Origin of the sequence: Pseudomonas urethralis, assembly GCF_021602465.1 — a bacterium.
In the GTDB taxonomy this organism is placed as follows: domain Bacteria; phylum Pseudomonadota; class Gammaproteobacteria; order Pseudomonadales; family Pseudomonadaceae; genus Aquipseudomonas; species Aquipseudomonas vlassakiae.
Genome location: NZ_BQIJ01000008.1, coordinates 192,724 through 215,671, shown reverse-complemented (window position 1 = coordinate 215,671; position 22,948 = coordinate 192,724). Strand labels below are relative to the sequence as shown.

The 22,948-nt window shown below is 65.3% G+C and carries 15 protein-coding genes and 1 pseudogene; 8 read left to right on the top strand and 8 right to left on the bottom strand.

The window, feature by feature from the left end; genetic code table 11:
- Nucleotides 1-289 precede the first annotated feature (289 nt).
- From peaA to peaD, 4 genes are read left to right on the top strand one after another with little or no spacing between them, the layout of a single operon-like run.
- On the top strand, nt 290-1,858 hold the full coding sequence (gene peaA / locus L6D64_RS15595) for a quinohemoprotein amine dehydrogenase subunit alpha (RefSeq protein WP_176507522.1): 1,569 nt from the start codon (nt 290-292) through the stop codon (nt 1,856-1,858).
- A 49-nt stretch (nt 1,859-1,907) separates the two neighbouring features.
- Nucleotides 1,908-3,338: a quinohemoprotein amine dehydrogenase maturation protein gene (peaB, locus tag L6D64_RS15590; RefSeq protein ID WP_176507521.1), complete on the top strand. Its 1,431-nt coding sequence runs from the start codon at nt 1,908-1,910 to the stop codon at nt 3,336-3,338.
- Nucleotide 3,339: 1 nt separating this feature from the next.
- The gene (gene qhpC / locus L6D64_RS15585) at nt 3,340-3,663 is read left to right on the top strand and encodes a quinohemoprotein amine dehydrogenase subunit gamma (RefSeq protein WP_054885454.1); all 324 of its coding nucleotides are present in this window, start codon (nt 3,340-3,342) and stop codon (nt 3,661-3,663) included.
- Nucleotides 3,664-3,695: 32 nt separating this feature from the next.
- Nucleotides 3,696-4,817, top strand: a complete 1,122-nt coding sequence (gene peaD, locus L6D64_RS15580; RefSeq protein ID WP_176507520.1) for a quinohemoprotein amine dehydrogenase subunit beta — start codon at nt 3,696-3,698, stop codon at nt 4,815-4,817.
- 205 nt (nt 4,818-5,022) lie between these two features.
- Here peaD and mobA read toward each other — a convergent pair whose 3' ends face one another.
- The 3 genes from mobA to L6D64_RS15565 are packed head-to-tail and all read right to left on the bottom strand — an operon-like array spanning nt 5,023 to nt 9,980.
- Entirely contained in the window at nt 5,023-5,616 is a 594-nt protein-coding gene (gene mobA, locus L6D64_RS15575; protein WP_176509612.1) for a molybdenum cofactor guanylyltransferase MobA, read from the bottom strand.
- A 60-nt stretch (nt 5,617-5,676) separates the two neighbouring features.
- The gene (locus L6D64_RS15570) at nt 5,677-8,799 is read right to left on the bottom strand and encodes an efflux RND transporter permease subunit (protein WP_176509611.1); all 3,123 of its coding nucleotides are present in this window, start codon (nt 8,797-8,799) and stop codon (nt 5,677-5,679) included.
- 11 nt (nt 8,800-8,810) lie between these two features.
- Nucleotides 8,811-9,980 (bottom strand): efflux RND transporter periplasmic adaptor subunit, encoded by a 1,170-nt coding sequence (locus tag L6D64_RS15565; RefSeq protein WP_176509610.1) that lies wholly within the window; start codon nt 9,978-9,980, stop codon nt 8,811-8,813.
- A 182-nt stretch (nt 9,981-10,162) separates the two neighbouring features.
- Here L6D64_RS15565 and L6D64_RS15560 point away from each other — a divergent pair, with 182 nt between their 5' ends.
- Together L6D64_RS15560 and L6D64_RS15555 are read left to right on the top strand one after the other, a co-directional pair.
- Nucleotides 10,163-10,864 (top strand): response regulator, encoded by a 702-nt coding sequence (locus L6D64_RS15560; RefSeq protein ID WP_176509609.1) that lies wholly within the window; start codon nt 10,163-10,165, stop codon nt 10,862-10,864.
- A gap of 6 nt (nt 10,865-10,870) precedes the next feature.
- Nucleotides 10,871-12,169 carry an ATP-binding protein gene (locus L6D64_RS15555; protein ID WP_176509608.1) on the top strand — a complete coding sequence of 433 codons (1,299 nt, stop codon included), beginning with the start codon at nt 10,871-10,873 and terminating at the stop codon, nt 12,167-12,169.
- Here the strand turns inward: L6D64_RS15555 and L6D64_RS15550 are convergent.
- From L6D64_RS15550 to wecB, 5 genes and pseudogenes are all read right to left on the bottom strand, one after another.
- On the bottom strand, nt 12,144-13,235 hold the full coding sequence (locus L6D64_RS15550; RefSeq protein ID WP_176509607.1) for a GGDEF domain-containing protein: 1,092 nt from the start codon (nt 13,233-13,235) through the stop codon (nt 12,144-12,146). The two genes, L6D64_RS15555 and L6D64_RS15550, sit on opposite strands and share 26 nt — an antisense overlap.
- An 80-nt stretch (nt 13,236-13,315) precedes the next feature.
- Nucleotides 13,316-14,155, bottom strand: coding sequence for a DUF4434 family protein (locus tag L6D64_RS15545; protein WP_176509606.1), 840 nt, complete (start codon nt 14,153-14,155; stop codon nt 13,316-13,318).
- Nucleotides 14,155-17,157, bottom strand: a pseudogene (locus L6D64_RS15540) (phage receptor). Before L6D64_RS15540 ends, L6D64_RS15545 begins: the two are co-directional and overlap by 1 nt.
- Nucleotides 17,154-19,328 (bottom strand): cyclic di-3',5'-guanylate-activated glycosyltransferase NfrB, encoded by a 2,175-nt coding sequence (gene nfrB / locus L6D64_RS15535; RefSeq protein WP_176509605.1) that lies wholly within the window; start codon nt 19,326-19,328, stop codon nt 17,154-17,156. The pseudogene L6D64_RS15540 and the gene nfrB overlap by 4 nt, the downstream one beginning before the upstream one ends.
- Nucleotides 19,325-20,479 (bottom strand): non-hydrolyzing UDP-N-acetylglucosamine 2-epimerase, encoded by a 1,155-nt coding sequence (gene wecB, locus L6D64_RS15530; protein WP_176509604.1) that lies wholly within the window; start codon nt 20,477-20,479, stop codon nt 19,325-19,327. Before wecB ends, nfrB begins: the two co-directional genes overlap by 4 nt.
- Before the next feature lie 268 nt (nt 20,480-20,747).
- Here wecB and L6D64_RS15525 point away from each other — a divergent pair, with 268 nt between their 5' ends.
- Entirely contained in the window at nt 20,748-21,179 is a 432-nt protein-coding gene (locus tag L6D64_RS15525; protein WP_176509603.1) for a PACE efflux transporter, read from the top strand.
- 181 nt (nt 21,180-21,360) lie between these two features.
- Entirely contained in the window at nt 21,361-22,923 is a 1,563-nt protein-coding gene (ilvA, locus tag L6D64_RS15520) for a threonine ammonia-lyase, biosynthetic (protein WP_176509602.1), read from the top strand.
- Nucleotides 22,924-22,948: the final 25 nt, after the last annotated feature.

The following is a 22,948-nucleotide window of genomic DNA, read 5'->3' as shown; positions in this document are numbered from 1 at the left end:
GTGCAAGGCCAACTTTGCAGGCGTGCGCTGTTGCACATTGAGACGCTGTGAGACGGTGTTGAAACAGTGGCTGCGCAGGCCCTGTCTCAGGATGAAACACCCTGTCGCGAAATGGCACGCTCCAGCGCCCCCGGCAACCGTTCAACACCCTTGAAGAAAACGGCTAAGGACCTGAAATACAACGCCTTTGCAGCACTTGGCACAGTTTCTGTATCGCAACCGTCACAAGCACACCTGCTGTACCAAAGCGTGTGAAAACGATAAGAACAACAACCGTGGAGGTCTGACCTTGAAGACGACTCGACTCCGGCGGCATGCGGGCAAACTGGCGCTGGCCGCCGCCGCACTGCTGGGCACCCAGGCCGTGGTGGCGGCCGAGCAGGGCCCGAGCCTGTTGCAGAACACGTGCATGGGGTGCCACATCCCCGAGGGCAACGATACCTACAGCCGCATCAGCCATCAGCGCAAGACGCCGGAAGGCTGGCTGATGAGCATTGCCCGCATGCAGGTGATGCACGGCGTGCAGATCAGCGACGACGATCGTCGCACCCTGGTCAAGTACCTGGCCGACAAGCAGGGCCTGGCGCCGAGCGAGACCGATGGCGTGCGCTACGCCATGGAGCGCCGGCTCAACACCGTCGAGCACTTCGATACCCAGCTCAGTGAAACCTGCGGGCGCTGCCACTCCGGTGCCCGTGTCGCGCTGCAGCGGCGCCCGGCGCAGGAATGGGAGCACCTGGTCAACTTCCACCTTGGCCAATGGCCGTCCCTCGAATACCAGGCCCAGGCGCGTGACCGCGACTGGCTGGAGATCGCCCTCAAGCAAGTGGTGCCGGACCTCGCCAAGCGCTTCCCGCTGGAGAGCCCGGCCTGGGCTGAATGGCAGAAGGCCAGGCCAGCCGCCGACGCGCTGGCGGGGCAGTGGGCGTTCAGCGGCCACATGCTGGCCAAGGGCGATGTGCGTGGGGTGATGACGGTGGTTGCCGACCAGGGCGATACCTTCAAGGTCGAGGTCAAAGGCAGCTACGCCGACGGTACGCCGTTCAATGGCAGTGGCACGGCGCTGCTCTACAACGGTTATGAATGGCGCGGCAACGTCAAGGTGGGCGACAGCAACCTGCGCCAGGTGTTCGCGGCGCTGGACGGCGAATTGAAAGGCCGCATGTTCGAGGCCGATCACGACGAGCGAGGCCTGGACTTCATCGCCGCCAAAGAGGGCAAGGCGCGCCTGCTGGCGGTTCAGCCTGCGTTCATCAAGGCCGGTGGCGAGAGCGAGATCACCCTGGTCGGCACCGGCCTGGCCGGCAAGCCCGACCTGGGGGCCGGGGTCGAGGTGAGCGAGGTGCTGGAACAGACCCCGACCCTGGTGCGTGTGAAGGCCCGCGCTGCGGCCGATGCCAAGCCCGGCCAGCGCGACGTGGGCGTGGGTGAACTCAAGGGCGCCAAGCTGGCGGTCTATGACAAGGTCGAGGAAGTGAAGGTGGTACCGGCATTCTCCATCGCCCGTATCGGCGAGAACGGTGCCTCGGTGCCCAAGGTCCAGGGCCGTTTCGAAGCCGAAGCCTGGGGCAAGGATGGCAGTGGCCAGCCGCTGCGCATCGGCTACCTGCCGGCCAGCTGGAAGGTCGAGCCATTCAACGAGCGTGCGGTCGAGGACGAAGACATCAGGTTCGCCGGGCAGATGCAGGCCGACGGGGTGTTCGTGCCAGGCGGTGCCGGGCCGAATCCGGCGCGCAAGATGATGACCAACAACGCCGGCAACCTGAAGGTCATCGCCACCTTGGCAGACGGCGGCCAGCGTGGTGAAGGCCACATGATCGTCACCGTTCAGCGTTGGAACAACCCGCCGCTGCCGTAAGGGCTGGGTGTAACGGTTTTGCCAACGGATCGATTATCGGGAGGTCGCCATGGGCGCGCTACTGAACCTGGTCGAACGCAACCTGCACGAAGTGCAGGTCGATGCCGACCGCATGCTGTTCCATATCCCCAGCAGTTCGCTGTTCACCGCCGACGCGGTGACCGGCAGCATCATCGACACCCTGCGTCAGCAAGGCTGTTCGGCCGAGGCGCTGATGCAGCGCCTTGGCCAGCAGTTTGCCAGCGACGATATCCAGGACACCCTGCGCGAGCTGATCGCGCTGGAGCTGGTCAGCGACGGCTCGCCGCTGACCCCGGAAATCGCCCTCAAGCAGGTCGAGCGCACGGCACTGAACACCGTGGTACTCAACGTCAACACGGGCTGCAACCTCAGCTGCACCTACTGCTACAAGGAAGACCTGGACAAACCGTCCGCCGGCAAGAAGATGAGCACCGCCACCGCCGAAGCCTCGGTGGAGATGCTGCTCAAGGAATCACCCGACGAAGCGCGCTACAGCGTGGTGTTCTTCGGCGGCGAGCCGCTGTCCAACCGGCCGCTGATCGAGCACATGGTCGCCTACTGCGAGCGGCGCTTCGGCGAAGCCGGCAAGCAGGTGGAGTTCATCATGACCACCAACGCGACCCTGCTCACCGAAGAAATCATCGACTGGCTCGACGCCCACCGTTTCGGCCTGTCGATCAGCATCGACGGCCCGAAGACCGTGCACGACCGCAACCGCATCACCGTGGGCGGGCAGGGCACCTATGACGTGGTGCGGCGCAAGGCCGACCTGCTGCTGTCGCGCTACCGCAGCCGCCCGGTGGGCGCGCGGGTCACCCTGACTCGTGGCATCACCGACGTCGAGACCATCTGGAACCACCTGTTCAACGAAATGGGCTTTGCCGAAGTCGGCTTTGCCCCGGTCACCTCCGGCGACATGGCCGACTTCAACCTCACCGGTGAAGAGCTGGTGCAGGTGTTCGCCAACATGAAGGCGCTGGGCCGCAAGTACCTGGAAGCGGCGCTGGAGCACCGCAACATCGGCTTCTCCAACCTGCACCAGCTGATCACCGACATCCACGAAGGCCACAAGAAGGCCCTGCCGTGCGGTGCCGGGCTGAAGATGCTGGCCGTGGACCACGAGGGCGAGCTGAACCTGTGCCACCGCTTCACCGGCTCCAGCCTGCCGACCTTTGGCAACGTCCACCAGGGCGTGAAGCAGGCGCAGCTCAACGACTTCCTGTCGCAGCGCCTGGACCGCAGCAACACCGGCTGTGACAGCTGCCGCATCCGCAACCTGTGCTCTGGCGGCTGCTACCACGAGAGCTATGCCCGTTACGGCGACCCGCAGCACCCGACCTACCACTACTGCGAGCTGATGCGCGACTGGGTCGACTTCGGCATCGAAGTCTACAGCCGCATCATGGCCGCCAACCCGGCCTTCATCGACCGCTACATCACCCCGCGGAAGGCGCACTGACATGAAGCACTTGAAGCCCCTGAACAACAAGGCGCGCATCCTCGAGCAGGCCGCCGCCGAAGACCGCGTCGAAGCAGTCATGGCCATGAGCGCGGTGGCCGGTTGCACCGCCACCACCGACCCGGGTTGGGAAGTGGACGCCTTTGGTGGCGTCAGCTCGCTGTGCCAGCCGATGGAGGCCGACCTGTACGGGTGCTCCGACCCTTGCTGGTGGCCGGCCCAGGTGCCGGACATGATGAGCACCTACCAGGACTGGAACGCCCAGGCGAACAACTCCCAGGAAGACTGGCGCAACCTCGGCACCGTGTTCCCTAAAGACAAGTGACCGGCCGAACAAGAATGACAAGGGGAAACCGCATGAAAGCTGGACGCTGCGCGCAACTCGCGCTGACCATCGCTGCCACGGCCTGCGCCTGGGCGGTACAGGCCGACGATGCCGGGCCGGCCCTCAAGGCTGGCCAGGAATACCTGATCACCACCAACTACCCGAACAACCTGCACGTCATCGACGTGGCCAGCGACACGCTGTACAAGAGCTGCCAGATGCCCGACAGGTTCGGCCCCGGCACCGCATTGATGGCGCCGGACAACCGCACCGCGTATGTGCTCAACAACCACTATGCCGACATTTATGGCATCGACCTGGACACCTGCAAGACCACTTTCCACGCCAACCTGTCCAGCGTGCCGGGTGAAGTCGGCAAGTCGATGTATTCGTTCGCCCTTAGCCCGGATGGCAAAGAGGTGTACGCCACTGTCAACCCGACCCAGCGCCTGAACGACCACTACGTGGTCAAGCCACCGCGCCTGGAGGTGTACAACACCGCCGATGGCCTGCAGGCCAAGCCGGTGCGGACTTTCCCGATGCCGCGCCAGGTCTACCTGATGCGCACCGCCGACGATGGCAGCCTGTTCGTCGCCGGGCCGGACATCTACAAGATGGACGTGAAGACCGGCAAGTACAGCGTGGCCTTGCCGCTGCGCAACTGGCAGCGCAAAGGCTACAGCGCCCCGGATGTGCTGTACTTCTGGCCGCACCAGAGCCCGCGCCATGAATTCTCGATGCTCTACACCATCGCCAGGTTCAAGGACGCCCGGCAGGACCCGAACGAGGCGCAGCCGCTGTATGGCTACCTGAGCATCGACCTCAAGACCGGCAAGGCCCACACCCGGGAATTCGCCGACCTGACCGAACTCTACTTCACCGGCCTGCGTTCGCCCAAGGACCCGAACCAGATCTACGGCGTGCTCAACCGCCTGGCCAAATACGACATCAAGCAGCGCAAGCTGATCAAGGCGGCTGATCTGGAGCACACCTACTACTGCGTGACCTTCGACAAGAAGGGCGACAAGCTGTACCTGGGCGGTACCTTCAACGACCTGGCGGTGTTCAACCCCGATACGCTGGAGAAGGTGAAGAACATCAAGCTGCCGGGCGGGGACATGTCCACCACCACGCCGCAGGTGTTCATCCGCTAAAACGGTGGTGGCTTCATCGCGGATGAATCCGCTCCTACGGGATCACCGCTGTCCTGTAGGGGCGGATTCATCCGCGATAGGGCCAGTCCTGACAACACAAGCTTGTCGCCGCCGGGCTGGCGGGTGGGCCGCTACCTGAAGAACGGTGGGTTGGACAGCCGTTTTGGCGCAGGCCGGGGGATGTGGGCCACCAGCTGGTGTGTTGTCAGGCTTGAGGGCCTGGTCCAACGTGCAGTCTATCGGGTGTGTTGAAGTTGTTCAGCCTTGCGTCGTCATCGGCACAGTCCAGCGCTTGCACGGCTTCATGCAGCAAGGCCCTCTGCAGGCTACGTTCGCCTGCCGCCCATGCCTGCTCCAGTACTGGCAGTAGCCGGCGCGGCAAAACGCTGAACATGGGTTGCCAAAAACCGCCCTGGCGGACCATAGCGGCGCTGTCACCGTCCACCGCCAGTTGTCGCAGGGCATCGACCAGCGGCTGTTCGACCTGCGGCGCATCGCACGCCAGCAGCGCCACCCATTCATGCCTGGCCACCTGCAACCCGGCAATCACCCCGGCCAGCGGCCCGGGATAGTCCTGCTCGGCATCGCCCACCAGCTGATCGGCAAAGCCCGCGTACGCATCCTGGTTGCGGTTGCAGGAAATGATCAGGTCGTCGCTCAGCGGCCGTACGGCGCGCTGTACATGCGCGATCAACGGCTCGCCGCGCCATTCCAGCAGGCCTTTGTCGCGCCCTCCCATGCGCTGGCCGCGGCCGCCAGCGAGGATCAGGACGGAGCAGGGGGGCAGGGCATCAGGCATGAAAAAGGGTTCCGGGCAGTCAATGCCGGAACCCTCTCATTCAACGCCCGGCTTGTCCAGTCAGGCTTCGCTGGCCTGCGTCTGTTCGGCCTTGCTGCGGCCGCGTCCAGCCAGGCGCATCACCACCACGAAGAACACTGGCACGAACACGACTGCCAACGTGGCGCTGAGCATCCCGCCGATCACCCCGGTGCCGATCGCCTGCTGGCTTGCCGAACTGGCGCCGCTGGCAATGGCCAACGGCACCACGCCGAGGATGAACGCCAGCGAGGTCATGACGATCGGCCGCAGGCGCAGGCGGGCGGCCTGCACGGCAGCATCGGCGGCGTCGACGCCTTGGTCGACCAGGTCCTTGGCGAACTCGATGATGAGGATGGCGTTCTTCGCCGACAGGCCGATCAGGGTGATCAGGCCGACCTTGAAGAACACGTCGTTGGGCATGCCGCGCAGGGTCACCGCCAGCACCGCACCGAGCACACCGAGCGGTACCACCAGCAGCACCGCGGTCGGGATCGACCAGCTTTCATACAGCGCCGCCAGGCACAGGAACACCACCAGCAACGACAACGCCATCAGCAGCGGCGCCTGGCTGCCGGACAGGCGCTCCTGCAGCGACAGGCCGGTCCATTCCAGGCCGGCACCGGCCGGTAGCCGGGCGACCAGGCGCTCGATTTCGGCCATGGCCTCACCCGAGCTGTAGCCCGTTGCCGGCTCTCCGGAAATCGCCACCGCCGGGTAGCCGTTGTAGCGGGTCAGTTGCACCGGGCCGCTGACCCACCTGGCCTGGACGAACGCGCCCAGGGGCACCATCTTGCCGCTGTTGTTGCGCACGTGGATCTTCAGCAAGTCTTCCACCTGGCTGCGCTGGTCGCCTTCGGCCTGCACCACCACCCGCTGCATGCGGCCCTGGTTGGGGAAGTCGTTGACGTAGCTGGAGCCGACAGCAACGTCCAGCACCGAGCCGATGTCGGCGAACGACACGCCCAGGGCGTTGGCCTGGCGGCGGTCGATTTCCAGCTGAACCTGCGGGCTTTCGGCCAGCGAGGACTCGCGCACGTTGGCCAGCAGCTTGCTCTTGTGCGCGCCGGCCAGCAGTTCGTCACGGGCGGCCATCAGCGCCTCATGACCCATGCCGCCGCGGTCCTGCAGGCGCAACTCAAAGCCGGTCGACTCGCCCAGGCCGTCGATCGGCGGTGGCAGCACGGAATAGGCCACGGCGTCCTTGAGTTGGGTGAAGGCCAGGGTGGCCCGGTCGGCGATCGACTGCGCGCTGTCGTCGCCACCGCGCTCGGACCAGTCCTTGAGCGTGGTGAAGGCCAGCGCGGCGTTCTGGCCGCTGCCCGAGAAGCTGAAACCGAGGATCAGCGTGGTGTTGCCGACACCCGGCTCCTCGGCGTTGTGCGCCTCGATCTGGGCGGCGACCTGCTCGGTGCGCATGCGGCTGGCGCCGGGTGGCAGCTGGATGTCGGTGATGGTGTAACCCTGGTCTTCGGTGGGCAGGAACGCCGTAGGCAACTGGCTGAAGCCATAACCCAGCACGGCCAGCAGCACGCCATACAGCAACAGGTAGCGGCCACTGCGCTTCAGCGCTTGCAGCACCCAGCGCTGGTAGCCGTTGCTCAGGCTTTCGAAGCGGCGGTTGAACCAGCCGAAGAAGCCTTGGCGTTGCTGATGCTCGCCCTTGGCCAGCGGTTTGAGCAGGGTGGCGCAGAGGGCCGGGGTCAGGCTCAGGGCGAGGAATGCCGAGAACAGGATCGACACCGCCATCGACAGCGAGAACTGCTGGTAGATCACACCTACCGAGCCCTTCATGAAGGCCATCGGCAGGAATACCGCCACCAGCACCAGGGTAATGCCGACGATGGCGCCGCTGATCTGGCCCATGGCCTTGCGTGTGGCCTCGCGAGGCGGCAGGCCTTCCTCGGCCATGATTCGCTCGACGTTCTCCACCACCACGATGGCATCGTCGACCAGGATACCGATGGCCAGCACCATGCCAAACAGGGTCAGTACGTTGACCGAGAAACCCATGGCCAGCATCACGGCGAACGTGCCCATCAGCGCCACGGGTACTACCAGGGTCGGGATCAGCGTGTAGCGCAGGTTCTGCAGGAACAGGAACATCACCGCAAACACCAGCAGCATGGCTTCGAACAGGGTGTTGATGACCTGCTGGATCGACACCTTGACGAACGGCGAGGTGTCGTAGGGGATGTCGTACTTGACCCCTTCGGGGAAGTAGCGCGACAGCTCTTTCATCTTCGCCCGTACCAGGGTGGCGGTTTCCATGGCGTTGGCGCCCGGTGCCAGTTGCACGCTGAAGGCGGTGGCCGGCTTGCCGTTCAGGCGGGTGCCGTACTGGTACTCCTGGGCGCCGATTTCGACCCGGGCGACATCGCCGACAGTGACGCTGGAGCCATCCTGGTTGGCGCGCAGGACAATGGCGGCGAATTCCTCCGGCGTGCTCAGCTGGCCGCGGACCACCACGTTGGCGGTGATTTCCTGGGTGCCGCGGGCGGGCAGGTCGCCGATGCTGCCGGGGGCGACCTGGGCGTTCTGCGCGGCAATGGCCTCGGCCACATCGTTGGGGGTGAGGTTGAAACCGATCAGCTTGCGCGGGTCGATCCAGATGCGCATGGCGCGCTCGGAGCCATACAGCTGCGCCTTGCCGACGCCCTTGAGGCGGCGGATTTCGTTCATCACGTTGCGTGCAAGGATGTCCGACAGTGCGGTTTCATCGAGGCTGCCGTCCTCCGAGGTGAGGGTGCCGAGCAGCAGGAAGCCGGTGGACACCTTCTCCACCTGCAGGCCTTGCTGGGTCACCTGGCGCGGCAGACGCGACTCGACCACCTTGAGGCGGTTCTGCACATCGACCTGGGCCAGGTCGGGGTGGGTGCCCGGCTCGAAGGTCGCGGTGATGGTGGCGCTGCCCAGGCTGCTTTGTGACGAGAAGTACAACAGGTTGTCGGCGCCGTTGAGCTCCTGCTCGATCAGGCTGACCACGCTTTCGTCCAGGGTCGCCGCCGAGGCGCCTGGGTACACGGCGTAGATTTCCACCTGCGGCGGCGCCACGTTGGGGTACTGCGCCACCGGCAGCTGGGGGATGGCCAGGGCGCCGGCAAGCAGGATGAACAGCGCGATCACCCAGGCGAAGATCGGGCGGGCGATGAAGAACTGCGGCATGGATCAGGCCCTCACTGGCCGTTGTGCTGGACGATGGACTGAGCCTCGGCGTCGACCTGGACCTGGTCGCCCGCCTTGACGTGTTGCAGGCCTTCGACCACGACCCGTTCGCCGGGCGCCAGGCCCTCGCTGACCAGCCAGCGATCACCTTGGGCATTGCCCAGCACCACCTGGCGTTCGCTGATGCGCGACTGCGCGTCGACCACCAGCACCTTCGGCACCCCGGCACTGTCGCGTAGGATGGCCCGCTGCGGCACGCTCAGGCCCTTGGGCTGCACAGCTTGCTCAAGGCGCACGCGCACGTAGCTGCCCGGCAGCAGGTCGAGGTCCGGGTTGGGGAATTCACTGCGCAGGGTGATCTGGTTGGTGCTCGGGTCGACACTGATGTCGGAGAACAGCAGCTTGCCCGGCAGCGGGTAGGCACTGCCATCGTCCTGGATCAGCGTGGCACGGGCCTGGCCGTCGCCGGCCTGTTGCAGTTCACCGGCGCGCAGTGCACGGCGCAGGGCGTTGAGCTCGCGGGTCGACTGGGTGACGTCGGCATGGATCGGGTCGAGCTGCTGGATGGTCGCCAGCGGCGTGGTCTCGTTCTGGCCGACCAGGGCACCTTCGGTGACCAGGGCGCGGCCGATGCGCCCGGAAATCGGCGCGGTGACCGTGGCGTAACCCAGGTTCAGGCGGGCGCGCTCCAGCGCAGCCTTGGCTTCGGCAACGGCAGCGTCGGCCTGGAGGAAGGCGGCGCGGGCGTTGTCGTACTCCTGGCGGCTGACCGCCTTGTCGTCGACCAGCTGGCGGTAGCGCTGCTCTTGCAGGCGGGCCTGGTACAGGGTGGCTTCGGCCTTGGCCAGGGTGGCGCGGGCGCTGTCGTGGTCAGCCTTGAACGGCGCCGGGTCGATGAGGAACAGCACATCGCCCTGTCTGACGTCGCTGCCTTCGCGATAGACGCGCTTGAGCACCACGCCAGCGACGCGCGCGCGCACTTCGGCAGTACGCGGGGCGAGAATGCGCCCACTCAGCTCGGTGCTGATGGCCAGAGGCTGCAATTGCAGGGTTTCTACCCGTACTTGCGGCGTGGGTGGTTGTTCGTCCTGCTCGGCCGAAGGATCGCAACCGGCCAGGGACAGTGCAAGAAGCGCCACCAGCGCCAGGGGGCGCAGGTGTGGGGAGAGGGTGATAGGCATGCGGATCTTCCGATGATGACCCTGCATATCCTAAGGCAACCGTTCCTCGGATGGCTGTTAACACCTGTAGGACCTGTGTGAAAAAGTGTTAAGAAGAGTCCTGCCGGTTTGTAGGTTTCTATATTCTGCTTGAACCTGTTCCGGCCATTGCGGATGAATCCGCTCCTACAAGCAAACCCTCTATGCCAAACATTCTCCTGGTCGAAGACGACAGCGCGCTGTCCGAGCTGATCGCCAGCTACCTGCAACGCAACGATTTCCATGTGCGGGTGATTGCCCGTGGCGACCATGTACTGGACGCTTTCCGGCAGGACAACCCCGATTTGGTGATTCTCGACCTGATGCTCCCCGGTATCGACGGCCTGCAACTGTGCCGCCTGCTGCGTCAGGAATCGCAGAGCCTGCCGATCCTGATGCTGACCGCCCGCGACGACAGCCATGACCAGGTGCTGGGCCTGGAGATGGGCGCCGACGATTACGTGACCAAACCGTGTGAGCCCCGGGTGCTGTTGGCGCGTGTTCGCACCTTGCTGCGCCGCAGCAGCGTCAACGAGCCGCGCCTGGACAACCACCAGATCGTCATCGGTGGCCTGTGCATCGACCTCGCCGAGCGCCTGGTCAGCTGGCGTGGCGAAGAGGTGGAGCTGTCCAGCGGCGAATACAACCTGCTGGTGGTGCTGGCGCGCAATGCCGGTGTGGTACTCAGCCGCGACCGCATTCTCCAGCAATTGCGCGGCATCGAATTCAACGGTACCGACCGTTCGGTGGACGTGGCCATTTCCAAGCTGCGCCGCAAGTTCGACGACAGTGCCGGCGAGGCCCGCAAGATCAAGACCGTGTGGGGCAAGGGTTACCTGTTCAGCCGTGTCGAGTGGGAGTGCTGACGCGCCATGCTGAAAATCCTGGTGCGCCTGTATCTGGTCATCATCGTTGCTTACGCCGGGGCATTGCTGTTGATCCCGGACGCCATCGTCGGCCTGTTCCATGACCGTTTCATGGCCTACAACCTGGACCAGGCCAGGGGTGTGCAGTCGCTCATCGTGCGCCAGTTCCAGCAGGCGCCGCAGGCGCAATGGCCGGCGGTGGAGCAGGACCTGGCCAAGGTCTTTGCGCCACTGGAGGTCAAGCTGCTGCGTAGAGAAGAGGCCGGCCTGAGCGCGCAGGAGAAAGCGCGTCTGGAGCACGGCCTGTATGCCGTGCGCATCGGTGACTGGGGCTATTACAGAACGGCACTGGCACCATTGGATCAGGACTGGCTGGTCAGCCTGCATTCACCACCAGACCCACTGGACATCAATGTGTTGTCCTGGGGTGTGACAGTACTGATCGGCGCGGCCATGCTCGGCTGCCTGCTGCTCTGGGTGTGGCCGCACTGGCGCGACCTTGAGCGCCTGAAGGAAACCGCCCGGCGCCTGGGCCAAGGGCAGATGGCCGAGCGCACGCACATCTCGCCGCACTCGAACATCGGCGAACTGGCAGGGGTGTTCGACACCATGGCCAGTGACCTCGAACGCCACGTCAACCAGCAGCGCGAGCTGCTCAACGCGGTGTCCCACGAGCTGCGCACGCCACTGACCCGGCTGGATTTCGGCCTGGTGCTGCTGTTCGACGAGGTGCCAGCCGCCAGCCGCAAGCGCCTGCTGGAGCTGGTCGGGCATGTGCGCGAGCTGGATGAGCTGGTGCTCGAGCTGCTGTCGTACAGCCGGCTGTACAACGCCGACCAGGCCCGTGAGCGGGTCGAGGTCTCGTTGCTGGAGCTGGTCGACAGCGTGCTGGGCGGCTTTGCCGAAGAGCTCGATGCTCGGGGTATCCAGTGGGAGGTACAGGCCGAGGCCAATCTGCCACGCTTCGTGCTGGACCCGCGCCTGACCGCCCGGGCCGTGCAGAACCTGGTGCGCAATGCCATGCGCTATTGCGATGAAAGTCTATTGCTGAGGATGCGTCTGGAAGCGGACGGTGCCTGCCTGTTGACCGTGGAAGATGACGGCATCGGTATCCCGGCCGAGGAACGTGAGCGGATCTTCCAGCCGTTCTACCGCCTGGACCGCAGCCGCGACCGCAATACCGGCGGCTTTGGTCTGGGCCTGGCGATCAGCCGCCGGGCGATCGAGGGGCAGGGCGGGACGTTGACCGTGGCGCAGTCGGCGCTGGGTGGGGCGCAGTTCAGGATTCGGCTGCCAGCTGGCTAGACCATAGCACGAACCGGTCCTTGCCGCTGTGCTTGGCCTCGTACAGCGCCTGGTCGGCATGTATCAGCGCCATGCTGAGTGTGTCACCGCTGTCCACCCGGGCCAGGCCGATACTGATGGTCACCGGTGGCACGCCAAGATCGTTGCGCACCCGCTCGCACAAGGCCGCCACGCATCGCTCGGCAGCCTGCTGATTCAGCCCGGCGAAGAAGATGGCGAACTCCTCGCCACCCAGCCGGGCAAATTCGTGCTCCTCCACCCCCGCCTTGATATGCACCGCCACGCGCTTGAGTACGGCGTCGCCCACGTCATGGCCGTAGCGGTCGTTTACCCGCTTGAAATTGTCGATGTCGATCATCGCCAGGTATTGCCCGGGCGTACCCAGGCGGATCTGGCGTTCGGCGTTGGTCATGAACGCCCGGCGGTTGGGAATCTCGGTCAGGGCGTCGAAGTAGGCCTGCTCCAGCAGTACCTTGGACAGGTAGAAATTGTGCAGCTTGGCCTGGCGCATCTGCAGGTAGCTGTAGATCACCAGCCCGCTGAGGAACACCGCGTAGCTCAGCAGCATGGCACCTTCGAGCTGATCGACATCGATGCGGGTGTGGTAGAAGGGGCTGAGCATGGCCCAGGTGATGGCCATGGCGCAGAAGAACGACCAGCGCCGTACCGGCAGCACCGAAACGGCATAGAGCACGGTCGATACGCCGAGCACCAGCCACACCGGGCGCAAGGGTTCGGGAATGCCTTCGATCACCAGGCGCATGCCCAGGGTGATGACGGCGATGAACAGCAGGTTGAGCACGTCGAAATGGTGGCTGCGACGGGTAAAGCGCAGTACCACGGTGAGGCAGCCGAGCAGGCCCATGAACAGGTAGGACAGCCAGGTGAAGCCCTGGCCGCCAAGGAAGCTGACGATCAGGTCGAAGACCAGCCAGATGGCGATGCTGACGCAGAAGATCAGCATGCAGAACGGGCGCATCGATTCGAATTCGTGCTGGCGGAATTCGGCGCGCAGGGCGGCGGGGGCGACCTGCTTGCGCACGTGCTCTTCGATGGTCTTGAACATCATGGGCTCCTGGGAGTACTGCATCGCCTGTACTGGCCTTTTCGCGGGCGAACCCGCGAAGAGGCCGGTACGGACAGACTTCAATTCTGTGGCAGAACACCCCGGGCCCAAGGCCGGTAGCGCAGCGCAAACACCGCTTCGGCATGGCACCCACCGCTCACCATCGGCTGCGCAGGCTCAGCCCGGAACGGCTGCCCTGGCCCACTCACCTGGCGAAACGCCTCGCGCACCACCCCCACCCGACAGGGCAGTGCCTGTTCGTAGCTCTGGCGTACCAGCGGCGGCAAGCGCCCGGTCCCGGCACCGTCCTGCCACCACACAGTCAAGCCCAACCCGGCCAATTGATCCAGCCAGGCGCCATTGACCCGTGGCGCCAGCTTGCCGGCGCTGAACGCGCTGATGTGCAGCGGCTTGTCCAGCCGCCGGTTGAAGGCCTGCAGCTGGCTGTACAACGCCTCGCGACGACTGCTGTCGCGAAAGTGCAGGTCGTCCAGTTCCATGGGCAGGTACCAGCCGGCCACGGGCAATTGCCAGTGTTGGCGAACCTGCTGGTACTGGCTCAGGGAGCGGCCCAGTTGCGACTTCCAGTAACTGTTCAGGCCGTCACCGTCGAGTTCCTCGATGCGCTGGTAGTAGGCCGGGTCCAGGTACAGCCCGAGCACCAGCTCCAGGCCTTGGGCATGGGCCTCGCGCAGGCTGTTGGCCAGCCAGCCCTGGGCACCGCCGAAGTCACTGTCGCCGTAGGCACTCCACTGCACGATCAGCGTCGTGCCACCTTGCGCCTTGGTGGCACGCCACAGTTGCTGCCATTGCGTCGGGGTCACTGCGGCGTCGCGGTTGAGTGGCTGGTAGAACAGGCGTTGGTCGGCCACGGCCGGCAGGCACAGGGCGAGCATGCAGATTGCCAGGAACGTACGCATCAGAAGCTCATCTCCGCGCCAAGCAGCACGCCATTGGCGCTTTTGTAGAGGTTGCCACCCAGCGACTGCTGGTATTCGGCGCGCACCTTCAGCGAGCCGCGGTAGGCGTTGTAGCGGTCGTCGTCGAACCACCATTGCCAGCGCACACCGACCCCGGCCCGAGCGTCCTGGCGCCAGTCGTTGCCTGGGTCCTGGCTGGAAAATTCGACGAAGCCGTAAGGCATGAGGGTTTGCGGCGAGTTACCCGGCAGTTTCCAGGCATGGCCCTGCTGGTAGCGCGACAGCCAGGCGTGGTCGCCGGCGCGGGTCCACCAGGCGGCATCGAGGTAGAGGAAGCGCTCGTTCCAGTCGTCTTCATCGACGCGCCAGTCGTTGCGCCAGTCGCCTTGGTCGAGGAACGAGGCGGTGGCGCGCAGCAGCAGGTCGTTGCTCGATTCGGCGTGCTGGCGCAAGTCGCCCCAGTTGCCGCCCACCTTGGAGGGGCTCAGCAGCTGGCCCAGGCTCAGGCCGCTGTAGTGGTCATCGTCGATCTGCCGCTGGTGGTAGAGCTCGGAATACAGGTTCAGGTTGGCCTGGCCGAGCGGCTTGTAGCGCAGGCCGACGCCGGTGCCCATGCTTTGCGCGTAGTCGGTGCGGCTCTGGCCGCCGAACAGCACCCGGCCATAGACCGACAAGGTGCTGCCGTTGCGGCTGGGTTCCTCGCCCAGGGCGTGGTCCCACATGGCCAGCTGCACGTTCTGTGATTGGGCGCGACGTGAGGTGCCGCTGCGCTCGCCGTTATCGAGGAACTTGTCGTTGGTCGAGGTGCCTGCCGGCGACCAGGTGCTGGCCAGGGTGATGGTGTCGCGCCGTGAGAGGGTTTCATGGGCGCGGCGCTGGCGGTACTTGCGGGCTTCGAGGCTGCCGTAGTCGTCGTCGCCATCGACCAGGTTCTCTTCCACATCGATCACCCGGCGCAGTTCGCGGCGGGCCGCTGCGCTGTTCTCGACCTCGTCATAGCGCAGCGCCAGGGTCTCGCCCAGGCGATAGTCCTCGGGGAAATCGTGGGTGGCGTGTTCCAGATAAGGGATTGACTGAAGGCGCTGGGCTTTGTCTGGCGAACCAGCCAGGCGCATGCCGTAGTCGGCGCGATAACGCGGTTGGTTGGGCGCCTGGCGCACGGCTTCGGCCAGCCAGGCAGTGCTCTGTGCGCTGTCGCCAGCCAGTTGTGCGGTGCTGGCGGCAGCGTAGTAGTGGTCGGCACGCGGGCTGTGCGCCAGGGCCTGGCGCTGGAAGCCCAGCGCCGCCTGCAGGTCGCCCTGGCGTTGCGCGATGGCGGCACCCAGTGCCCAGTCATCGGCGCTGTTGTGTGCGGCGGCGTCCCAGTAGCGGCGGGCAGCGTCGGCATCGCCAGCATTCAAGGCCCCGCGGGCGGCGGTCAGGCGGGCGTTGTCGGTCCAGGCGCTGGCCGGCAGGTTGCGCCAGATTGGCTGGGCGGCTTCGGAGTCGCCAGCGGCTTCCAGAGCATAGGCCAAGGGCAGGCGGTTGCCACCGTCGCCCAGGCGCTCGGCGGCCGGGTATTACACCACTGCCTCACCGGGATGATCGGGCATGGCGCAGCGGCCCAGGGCCCGGTACTGGCCGGCTTCGCTCGGGTTCGCCGGGATGGCCTGGCGCACGGCGGCGCACTGGCCGTTTTCAGCCAGGCGGCCGAGTAACTGGGCGCGGGTATTGGCGTCGACCCTGGGGATCAGCCCGAGCATGCGCTCGCTGTTCAGCGGGCCATCGTTGCGCGCATAGATATTGCCCAGGCGCTGCAACAGGGAGGTCGTCAGTCGCCCATGGCGGCGATCATAGGCCTGCTCCAGCAAGGTGCGGGCCCGCTCGCTGTGGCCTTGTTGCAGCAACAGGAACGTCGCTTGCTCCAGTGCCGCCAGGTCACCGCTCTGGCGGTAGCGTCTTTCCCATTCGGCGGTCGTGCGAGGTTGTGGCGGCTGCACCGGGTCGCCATACAGGCGCTGTTTGAGCACCGCATAGGCGCGCGGGTCTGCACTGGCAGGGCAGTCCTTGAACTGCTCGCGGGCAACGTCCGGGTCGCGCCGTGACAACCAGTCGACGGTCTCCAGGCAAGGGCGCTGCAGCTCGTTGCTCAGGCGTCGTACCAGCGGCGCGTCATCACCTTCACGGGCCAACTCCCAAAGCTGCTGGCGTTGCTCAGGTTGCTGCAGCTGTTCGGTGGGCAGCTTCTGCAACCAGCGTTGCGCCAGTTGATTGTGGCCGACGGCAATGGCTCGATTGGCCATGGCCAGGCGTGTCTGGTTGGCCACTTCAGCGGAGGGGGCGCTTTGCAGCAGCTTTTCCAGGCCCTTTTCGTCGACTTGCTGGACATAGGCATTGGCCAGGCGCTGCCAGTCTATCGACGGCAGTTGCCCCTTGTCGGCCAGGGGTTGCAGTTGATCGATGGTTTCCTGCCAGTTGCGTAGCTGTTCGGCGAAGTTGGCCCGGGCCAGGCGCAACACCCGGCCATCATCCCGCGGTGGCAGCTGGTTCAGCCACTCCAGGGCTTTGCCGGCGCCGCCGAACTTGGCCAGGCTAAGGCTGTAGGCTTGCCACAGCTGCACGCGCTGGGTGCCATCGACGCTGGCCAGCCAGCCTTCCACCTGGCTGGCGGCTGGCGGGTCCTGCTCGATCCAGGTCAGGCGCAGCTCTTGCAGGGCGTCAGCGTATTCGGAGCCATTGCCAAGCTGCTCGGCCATGGCTTCGGCGTCCTTGTAGCGGCGCTGGTGGGCCAGGGCTTCGACCAGCAGCGAGCGGGCTTCGTCGTTGTTCGGCACACGGCTCAGTACATGGCGGGTCAGGCGTTCGACTTCGGCCCAGTTGTCCTTCTTCGCTTCGCGGTAGCTGCGTTCCATGAAGGGGTAACTGGTGAAGCGTTGGAAATCGCTCATGGGGGCTGCCTGGGTCGCCAGCGCAGTGGAACACAGCAACAGCCCGGACAGGGTGAGGGAAAGGCGCGGCTTCATGCCACCTCCCGGGTCAGGTCAAAGGCAGCCTGCTGTTCGCTGGCTTGTTCGGCGAGGGCCTGTTGCAGCACGTCTTCGGTAATGATGCCGCGGGCGATCAGGTGTTCGCCGAGGCTTTGCTGCTCGGGGTTGAAATCGATCAGTGCCTGGTTGAACAGGGTGACCGGGACCATGCCGCGTACCTGCAGGAGGGCGCCAAGCATCACCTGGTGATGGCTGACCTGCTCGATCAGGTCGGCGTCATCCTGGTGCCGCTCCAGCACGCTGAGCATCTGCTGGGTTTCAGGCATTTGCCAGGGGCTTGGGTAGTGATAGCGCAGGCCCAGGGTGACTCGGCCCTGGGGCGCCAGGCGGCAACTGACCGGGCGCTTCAGCTGGCGGCTGATGACCCCCAGCGACACCTGGCTGACGGGGCTCTCGCTGGCCAGCACCAGGGTGTTGCCGTCTTCGGCGACCGGCAGCACGCCGTAGTGCGTGGCCAGCCGGCGCGGCAGTTGGGCGATCAGTTGTGGGTCGAGCTTGAACGGGTTGAGCGGTGCCCAGGGCAGGTCGAGCTGTTCGGCCAGGGTTTGTACCAGCTGCTCACTGTTCAGCCAGCCGCGCAGCAGCAGTTCGCGGCCCAGGCGCCGGCGCACCGGGCTGGTGATCGCCTGCTCCAGCTGTTGTTCGCTGATGTAGCCCTTTTCCACCAGGCGATGGCCCAGCGGCGTGCGCGCCGGCGAGGCAAGGGCGGGGAACTCGTGGGTGGTCTTGTCCCACGCCACCCGCCGCGAATCGCCCATCTCCATGACCTGGCGCAGGGCGCGCAGGTTGGCGAAGAAGTTGACGAAGTTGCTCCACATCATCCGTGGCGCCGACAGCAGGCCTTCGAAGATGCCGTAATAGCGGGTGACGAACCAGCCGCGCTGGAACAGGCGGTTGATCAGCATCAGGCCATTGAGCCAGAGCAGGGTGGCAAGCAACTGGCTGTCGCTGAGGATCGACATGAAACGCCAGGAATCGGGGGCGATCACGGTCACCAGCCACATGGCCAGCAGCACCAGCAGCAACAGGTTGACCAGGAAGCTCAGCAGGTAGGCGAACAGGCCGCGGCGGTCACGCCAGAGGAAGTAGTTGAGCGCGCCGGTGCGGCTCCAGCCGAGGTTGCTGGTGCCCTGGAAGACGATGCCGACGATCCAGCGCGACTTTTGCCGGATGGCATGCTGCCAGTCGCGCGGGAAGTGCTCGCGCACGCAGATCACCTGGGAGAACTCGCGGCTCATGCCCGGCCGCCACTCGTGCTTGAGGGCCAGCGCCGGGTCGGTGATGGAGTAGCGGGCGAAAATGCACTTCATGCCTTTTTGCTTCAGGCGAAAGCCGATGTCGTAGTCTTCGGTCAGGCTCTGCACGTCGAAGGCGATGCCATCGCCGTCTTCGAGCAGGGCGCTGATGGCGCGGCGGCTGAAGCAGGTGCCGACGCCAGCACTGGGTACCTGGCCGGTCAACGCTTCGCGCACGATCACGTCCTTGCCGTGGTTCTCGGCGAACTCGTCGACGTAGTGCCCGGCGGTGAAACCCTTCCATTCCGGCGCGTAGGGGTACACCGGGATCTGGATCATGTCCTTGTTCGGCAACAGGTAGTTGAACAGGCGCAATTCCATGGGCGAGATCACGTCTTCGGCATCATGCAGGATGAAGCCGGCGAACTCGATACGGGCATCGTCCTGGAAGCGCAGGATGGCGTCGATGATGTTGTTCAGGCAGTCGGCCTTGCTGGTGGGGCCGGGGCGGGCACAGACCACCTTGTGCACGTTCGGGTAATGCAGGCACACGGCGTCGACGTCGGCCTGGGTCTGCGGGTCGTTGGGGTAGGTACCGACGAATATCTGGTAGTTCTCGTAGTCGATGGTCGAGGCTGCCAGGCGTGCCATTTCGCCGACCACGCCCACCTCGTTCCAGGCCGGGACCATGATCGCCAGGGGTTTTTCCGCGACTTCGAACAGGCGTTTCTCGTCGGCCTTTTCGTACTTGTCGTAGATGCGAAAGCGCCGGATCAGCTTGCGGCCCCAGTAGCACAGGTCGATGAACAGGTCGTCGAGGCCGAGCAGGAACATCAGCGAGGCGAGGATGATCGCCAGGACCTTGAGACCGAACAGCACATAGGTGAGGAAGTCGATGAAAACCAGGCTCATGCGTCGTCTCGCTGGGTGGCCGTTTCCGCGAACCAGCGCGTCAGGCGCTCGGCGATGCGCTCGCTGGCGTGGCCGTCACCAAACGGGGTATAGACCCGCGCCATGCGCGCGTAGGCCACCGGGTCGTCGAGCAGCCGGGCGGTTTCTTCGACGATGCGTTCAGTCACGGTGCCCACCAGCTTGACCGTGCCGCCCTTGAGCACGGCGGGGCGTTCGGTGACCTTGCGTAGAACCAGCACAGGCTTGCCGAGTGCCGGCGCTTCTTCCTGGACGCCACCGGAGTCGGTGAGGATGACCTGGGCGCGGTTCATCAGCCAGACGAAGTGCTGGTAGTCCTGAGGGGCGACCAAGTGGATGTTGCTGCGGTTCGACAGTACGCCATACACGGCCTTCTGCACCTGCGGGTTGAGGTGCACCGGGTAGACGAACTGTACGTCGGGGTAGCGCTCGGCCAACTGCGCGAGGGCCAGGCAGATGCGTTCGAAACCGGGGCCGAAGTTCTCCCGTCGGTGGCCGGTGATCAGCACCATGCGCTGCTCTGGGCGCAGCGCGCTCAGGGGCGAGTCGGCGGCCGGCTGCCATTGCCGCTTGGCCAGGTCATCGCGCATCCACAGCAGGGCGTCGATGACGGTGTTGCCGGTGACTGCGATGTGCTCCGGTGGCACGCCTTCGCGGATCAGGTTGGCGTCGGAGTCGCGGGTCGGGGTGAAGTGCAGGTCGGCGAGTACCCCGGTCAGGCGCCGGTTGGCTTCTTCGGGCCAGGGCTGTTGCAAGTTGCCGGTGCGCAGGCCGGCTTCGACATGGCCGATGGGAATGTGCCGCTGGAAGGCCGCGAGGCTGGCGATGAAGCTGGTGGTGGTGTCGCCGTGGACCAGCACGATGTCCGGCCTGACCTGGTCGTAGGCCTGGTCGAGCTTGTCCAGCAGGTCGCGAGACAGGCCATTGAGGGTCTGGTTCTGGGTCATCACCTTGAGGTCCTGGTCGACGCTCAGGCCAAAGGCGGTGAGCACCTGCTCGAGCATCTCGCGGTGCTGGCCGGTGGAGCAGATATGCAGGTTGACCTCGGGCCAGGTGCGCAGCACACGGGCCAGCGGGGCCATCTTGATCGCTTCGGGGCGGGTGCCGAAGACCATCATCACGCAATACGCCATCGTCTTGATCCTCGTTCGATTCCCTGGACGAAGTTGTGGGACAGGTCGCCACTTGCAAGTGATAGATACAAGCAGTCGCAGGCGGGGTTGTCCAATAGGTGACAGGTATTCGGCGTGACAGGTTCAGCGCCTGTGAGATCGAGCGCCGCGCGGGCGGCGCTCGCTCTGCGCACCACCGCAGAACCCAAGGCAAGCACCTGTCAGACCACCCTTTTTCTTCAGGCATTCATCTTGTACTTTGATAGGTCGTCTTTCCAAGGAGCTACACATGCAAGGCAAGGCTCGCAAGATCGTCCAGGCCATTCTCTACGAAGCCATCGCCGTGGCGTGCGTGGCGCCAGCGCTGGAGCTGGCGTTCGAGGCCGGGATGGCGCAGTCGACGGTGCTGTCTGTGCTGATGTCGGGCATCGCCATGAGCTGGAACATGGCCTACAACTGGGCCTTCGAGCGCTGGGAAGCACGCCAGCGCAAGCGCGAGCGCACGCTGCTGCGCCGGGGGCTGCACGCGCTGGGCTTCGAGGGCGGGCTGGTGCTGATCCTGCTGCCATTGGTGGCGTACTGGCTGGACGTCAGCCTGTGGGCGGCATTGCTGACCAACCTCGCCCTGTTCGTGTTCTTCTTCGTCTATGCCTTCGTATTCCAGTGGGGCTTCGACAAGGTCTTCGACGTGCCGCTTTCGGCGCAGCAAGCAAAGTGTTGACTTGGCCAAGCCAGGCGGGATAACGTCCTACTCCATGAACACCTTCCCGCACGTGAACGCCATTATTATTACCGCCATCATCAGCTTGGCGGGCTAGCGCGTACGTGCACCGAACCCGCCCTGGAGGCGGGTTTCTTCTCTCTGACTCCTGGGCACCAAAAAAGCCAAGGAGTTGCAACCGATGACCAGCCTCAACGTCAGCCCTCGTACCCCGACCACCGCGCAACAATTGCTGTCGGAACAGGTGCGCCGCATTCTGTCCGCGCCGGTCTACGACCTGGCCATCGAGACGCCCTTGCAAGCCGCCCCTGCGTTGTCTGCCAGCCTCGGCAACCAGGTGCTGCTCAAGCGTGAAGACCTGCAGCCGACCTTTTCCTTCAAGATCCGCGGTGCCTATACCCGGCTGTCGCGCCTGAACGCGGCCCAGCGCCAACGCGGCGTGATCACCGCCTCGGCAGGCAACCATGCCCAGGGCGTGGCCTTGGCCGCGGCGCACCTGGGCATGCAGGCGACCATCGTCATGCCCACCACCACGCCATCGCTGAAGGTAGAAGGGGTGCGCTCGCGGGGTGGCCATGTGGTGCTGCACGGCGAAAGTTTCCCCCATGCCCTGGCCCACGCGCTGAAACTGGCCGACAGCGACGGGGCGACCTTCGTGCCGCCGTTCGACGACCTGGACGTGATCGCTGGCCAAGGCACCGTGGGCATGGAAATCCTGCGCCAGCAGCCGGGGGCGCTGGACGCGATCTTCGTGCCGGTTGGCGGCGGCGGGCTGATCGCGGGCATTGCTGCCTACGTCAAGTACCTGCGCCCCGAGGTCAAGGTGATCGGCGTCGAACCGGAAGACTCCAACTGCCTGCAAGCTGCCATGGCGGCAGGCGAGCGGGTGATCCTGCCGCAGGTCGGCACCTTTGCCGATGGCGTGGCGGTGGCGCAGATCGGCGCCCATTGCTTCGAGCTGTGCCGGCATTTTGTCGACGACGTGGTGACCGTCAGCAGCGATGAGCTGTGCGCCGCGATCAAGGACATCTACGACGATACCCGCTCGATCACCGAGCCCTCGGGTGCCCTGGCCGTGGCCGGGATCAAGAAGTACGTGGCCCGCGAGGGCGTGCAGGGGCAGACCCTGGTGGCCATCGACTCCGGCGCCAATGTCAACTTCGACCGCCTGCGCCACGTGGCCGAGCGGGCCGAATTGGGCGAGCAGCGTGAGGCGATCATCGCCGTGACCATCCCCGAACAGCCGGGCAGTTTCCGGGCGTTCTGCCAGGCCCTGGGCAAGCGGCAGATCACCGAATTCAACTACCGCTACTACCCCGGCAAGGAAGCGCGGCTGTTCGTGGGCGTGCAGACCCACCCCGTGCACGACCCGCGCGAGCAACTGCTGGCCAGCTTGCGCGGGCAGGGCTACAGCGTGCTCGACCTGACCGACAACGAGCTGGCCAAGCTGCACGTGCGCCACACCGTGGGTGGGCATGCTGCGCCGGGGGCGGACGAGCGGGTGCTGCGCTTCGAATTCCCCGAGCGGCCAGGCGCGCTGCTGGGCTTTCTGGAGCGGCTGGGCAAGCGCTGGAACATCAGCCTGTTCCACTACCGCAACCACGGCGCGGCCGAAGCGCGGGTGTTCGCGGCGCTGGAGGTGCCGGCCGACGAGCAACCCAGCCTGCCTCAGGTGCTGGACGAGATGGGCTACCGCTACTGGGACGAGACCGCTAATCCGGCGTACCAGCTGTTCCTTGGCTAATGTTGCGCTGGATCAATATCCGCTG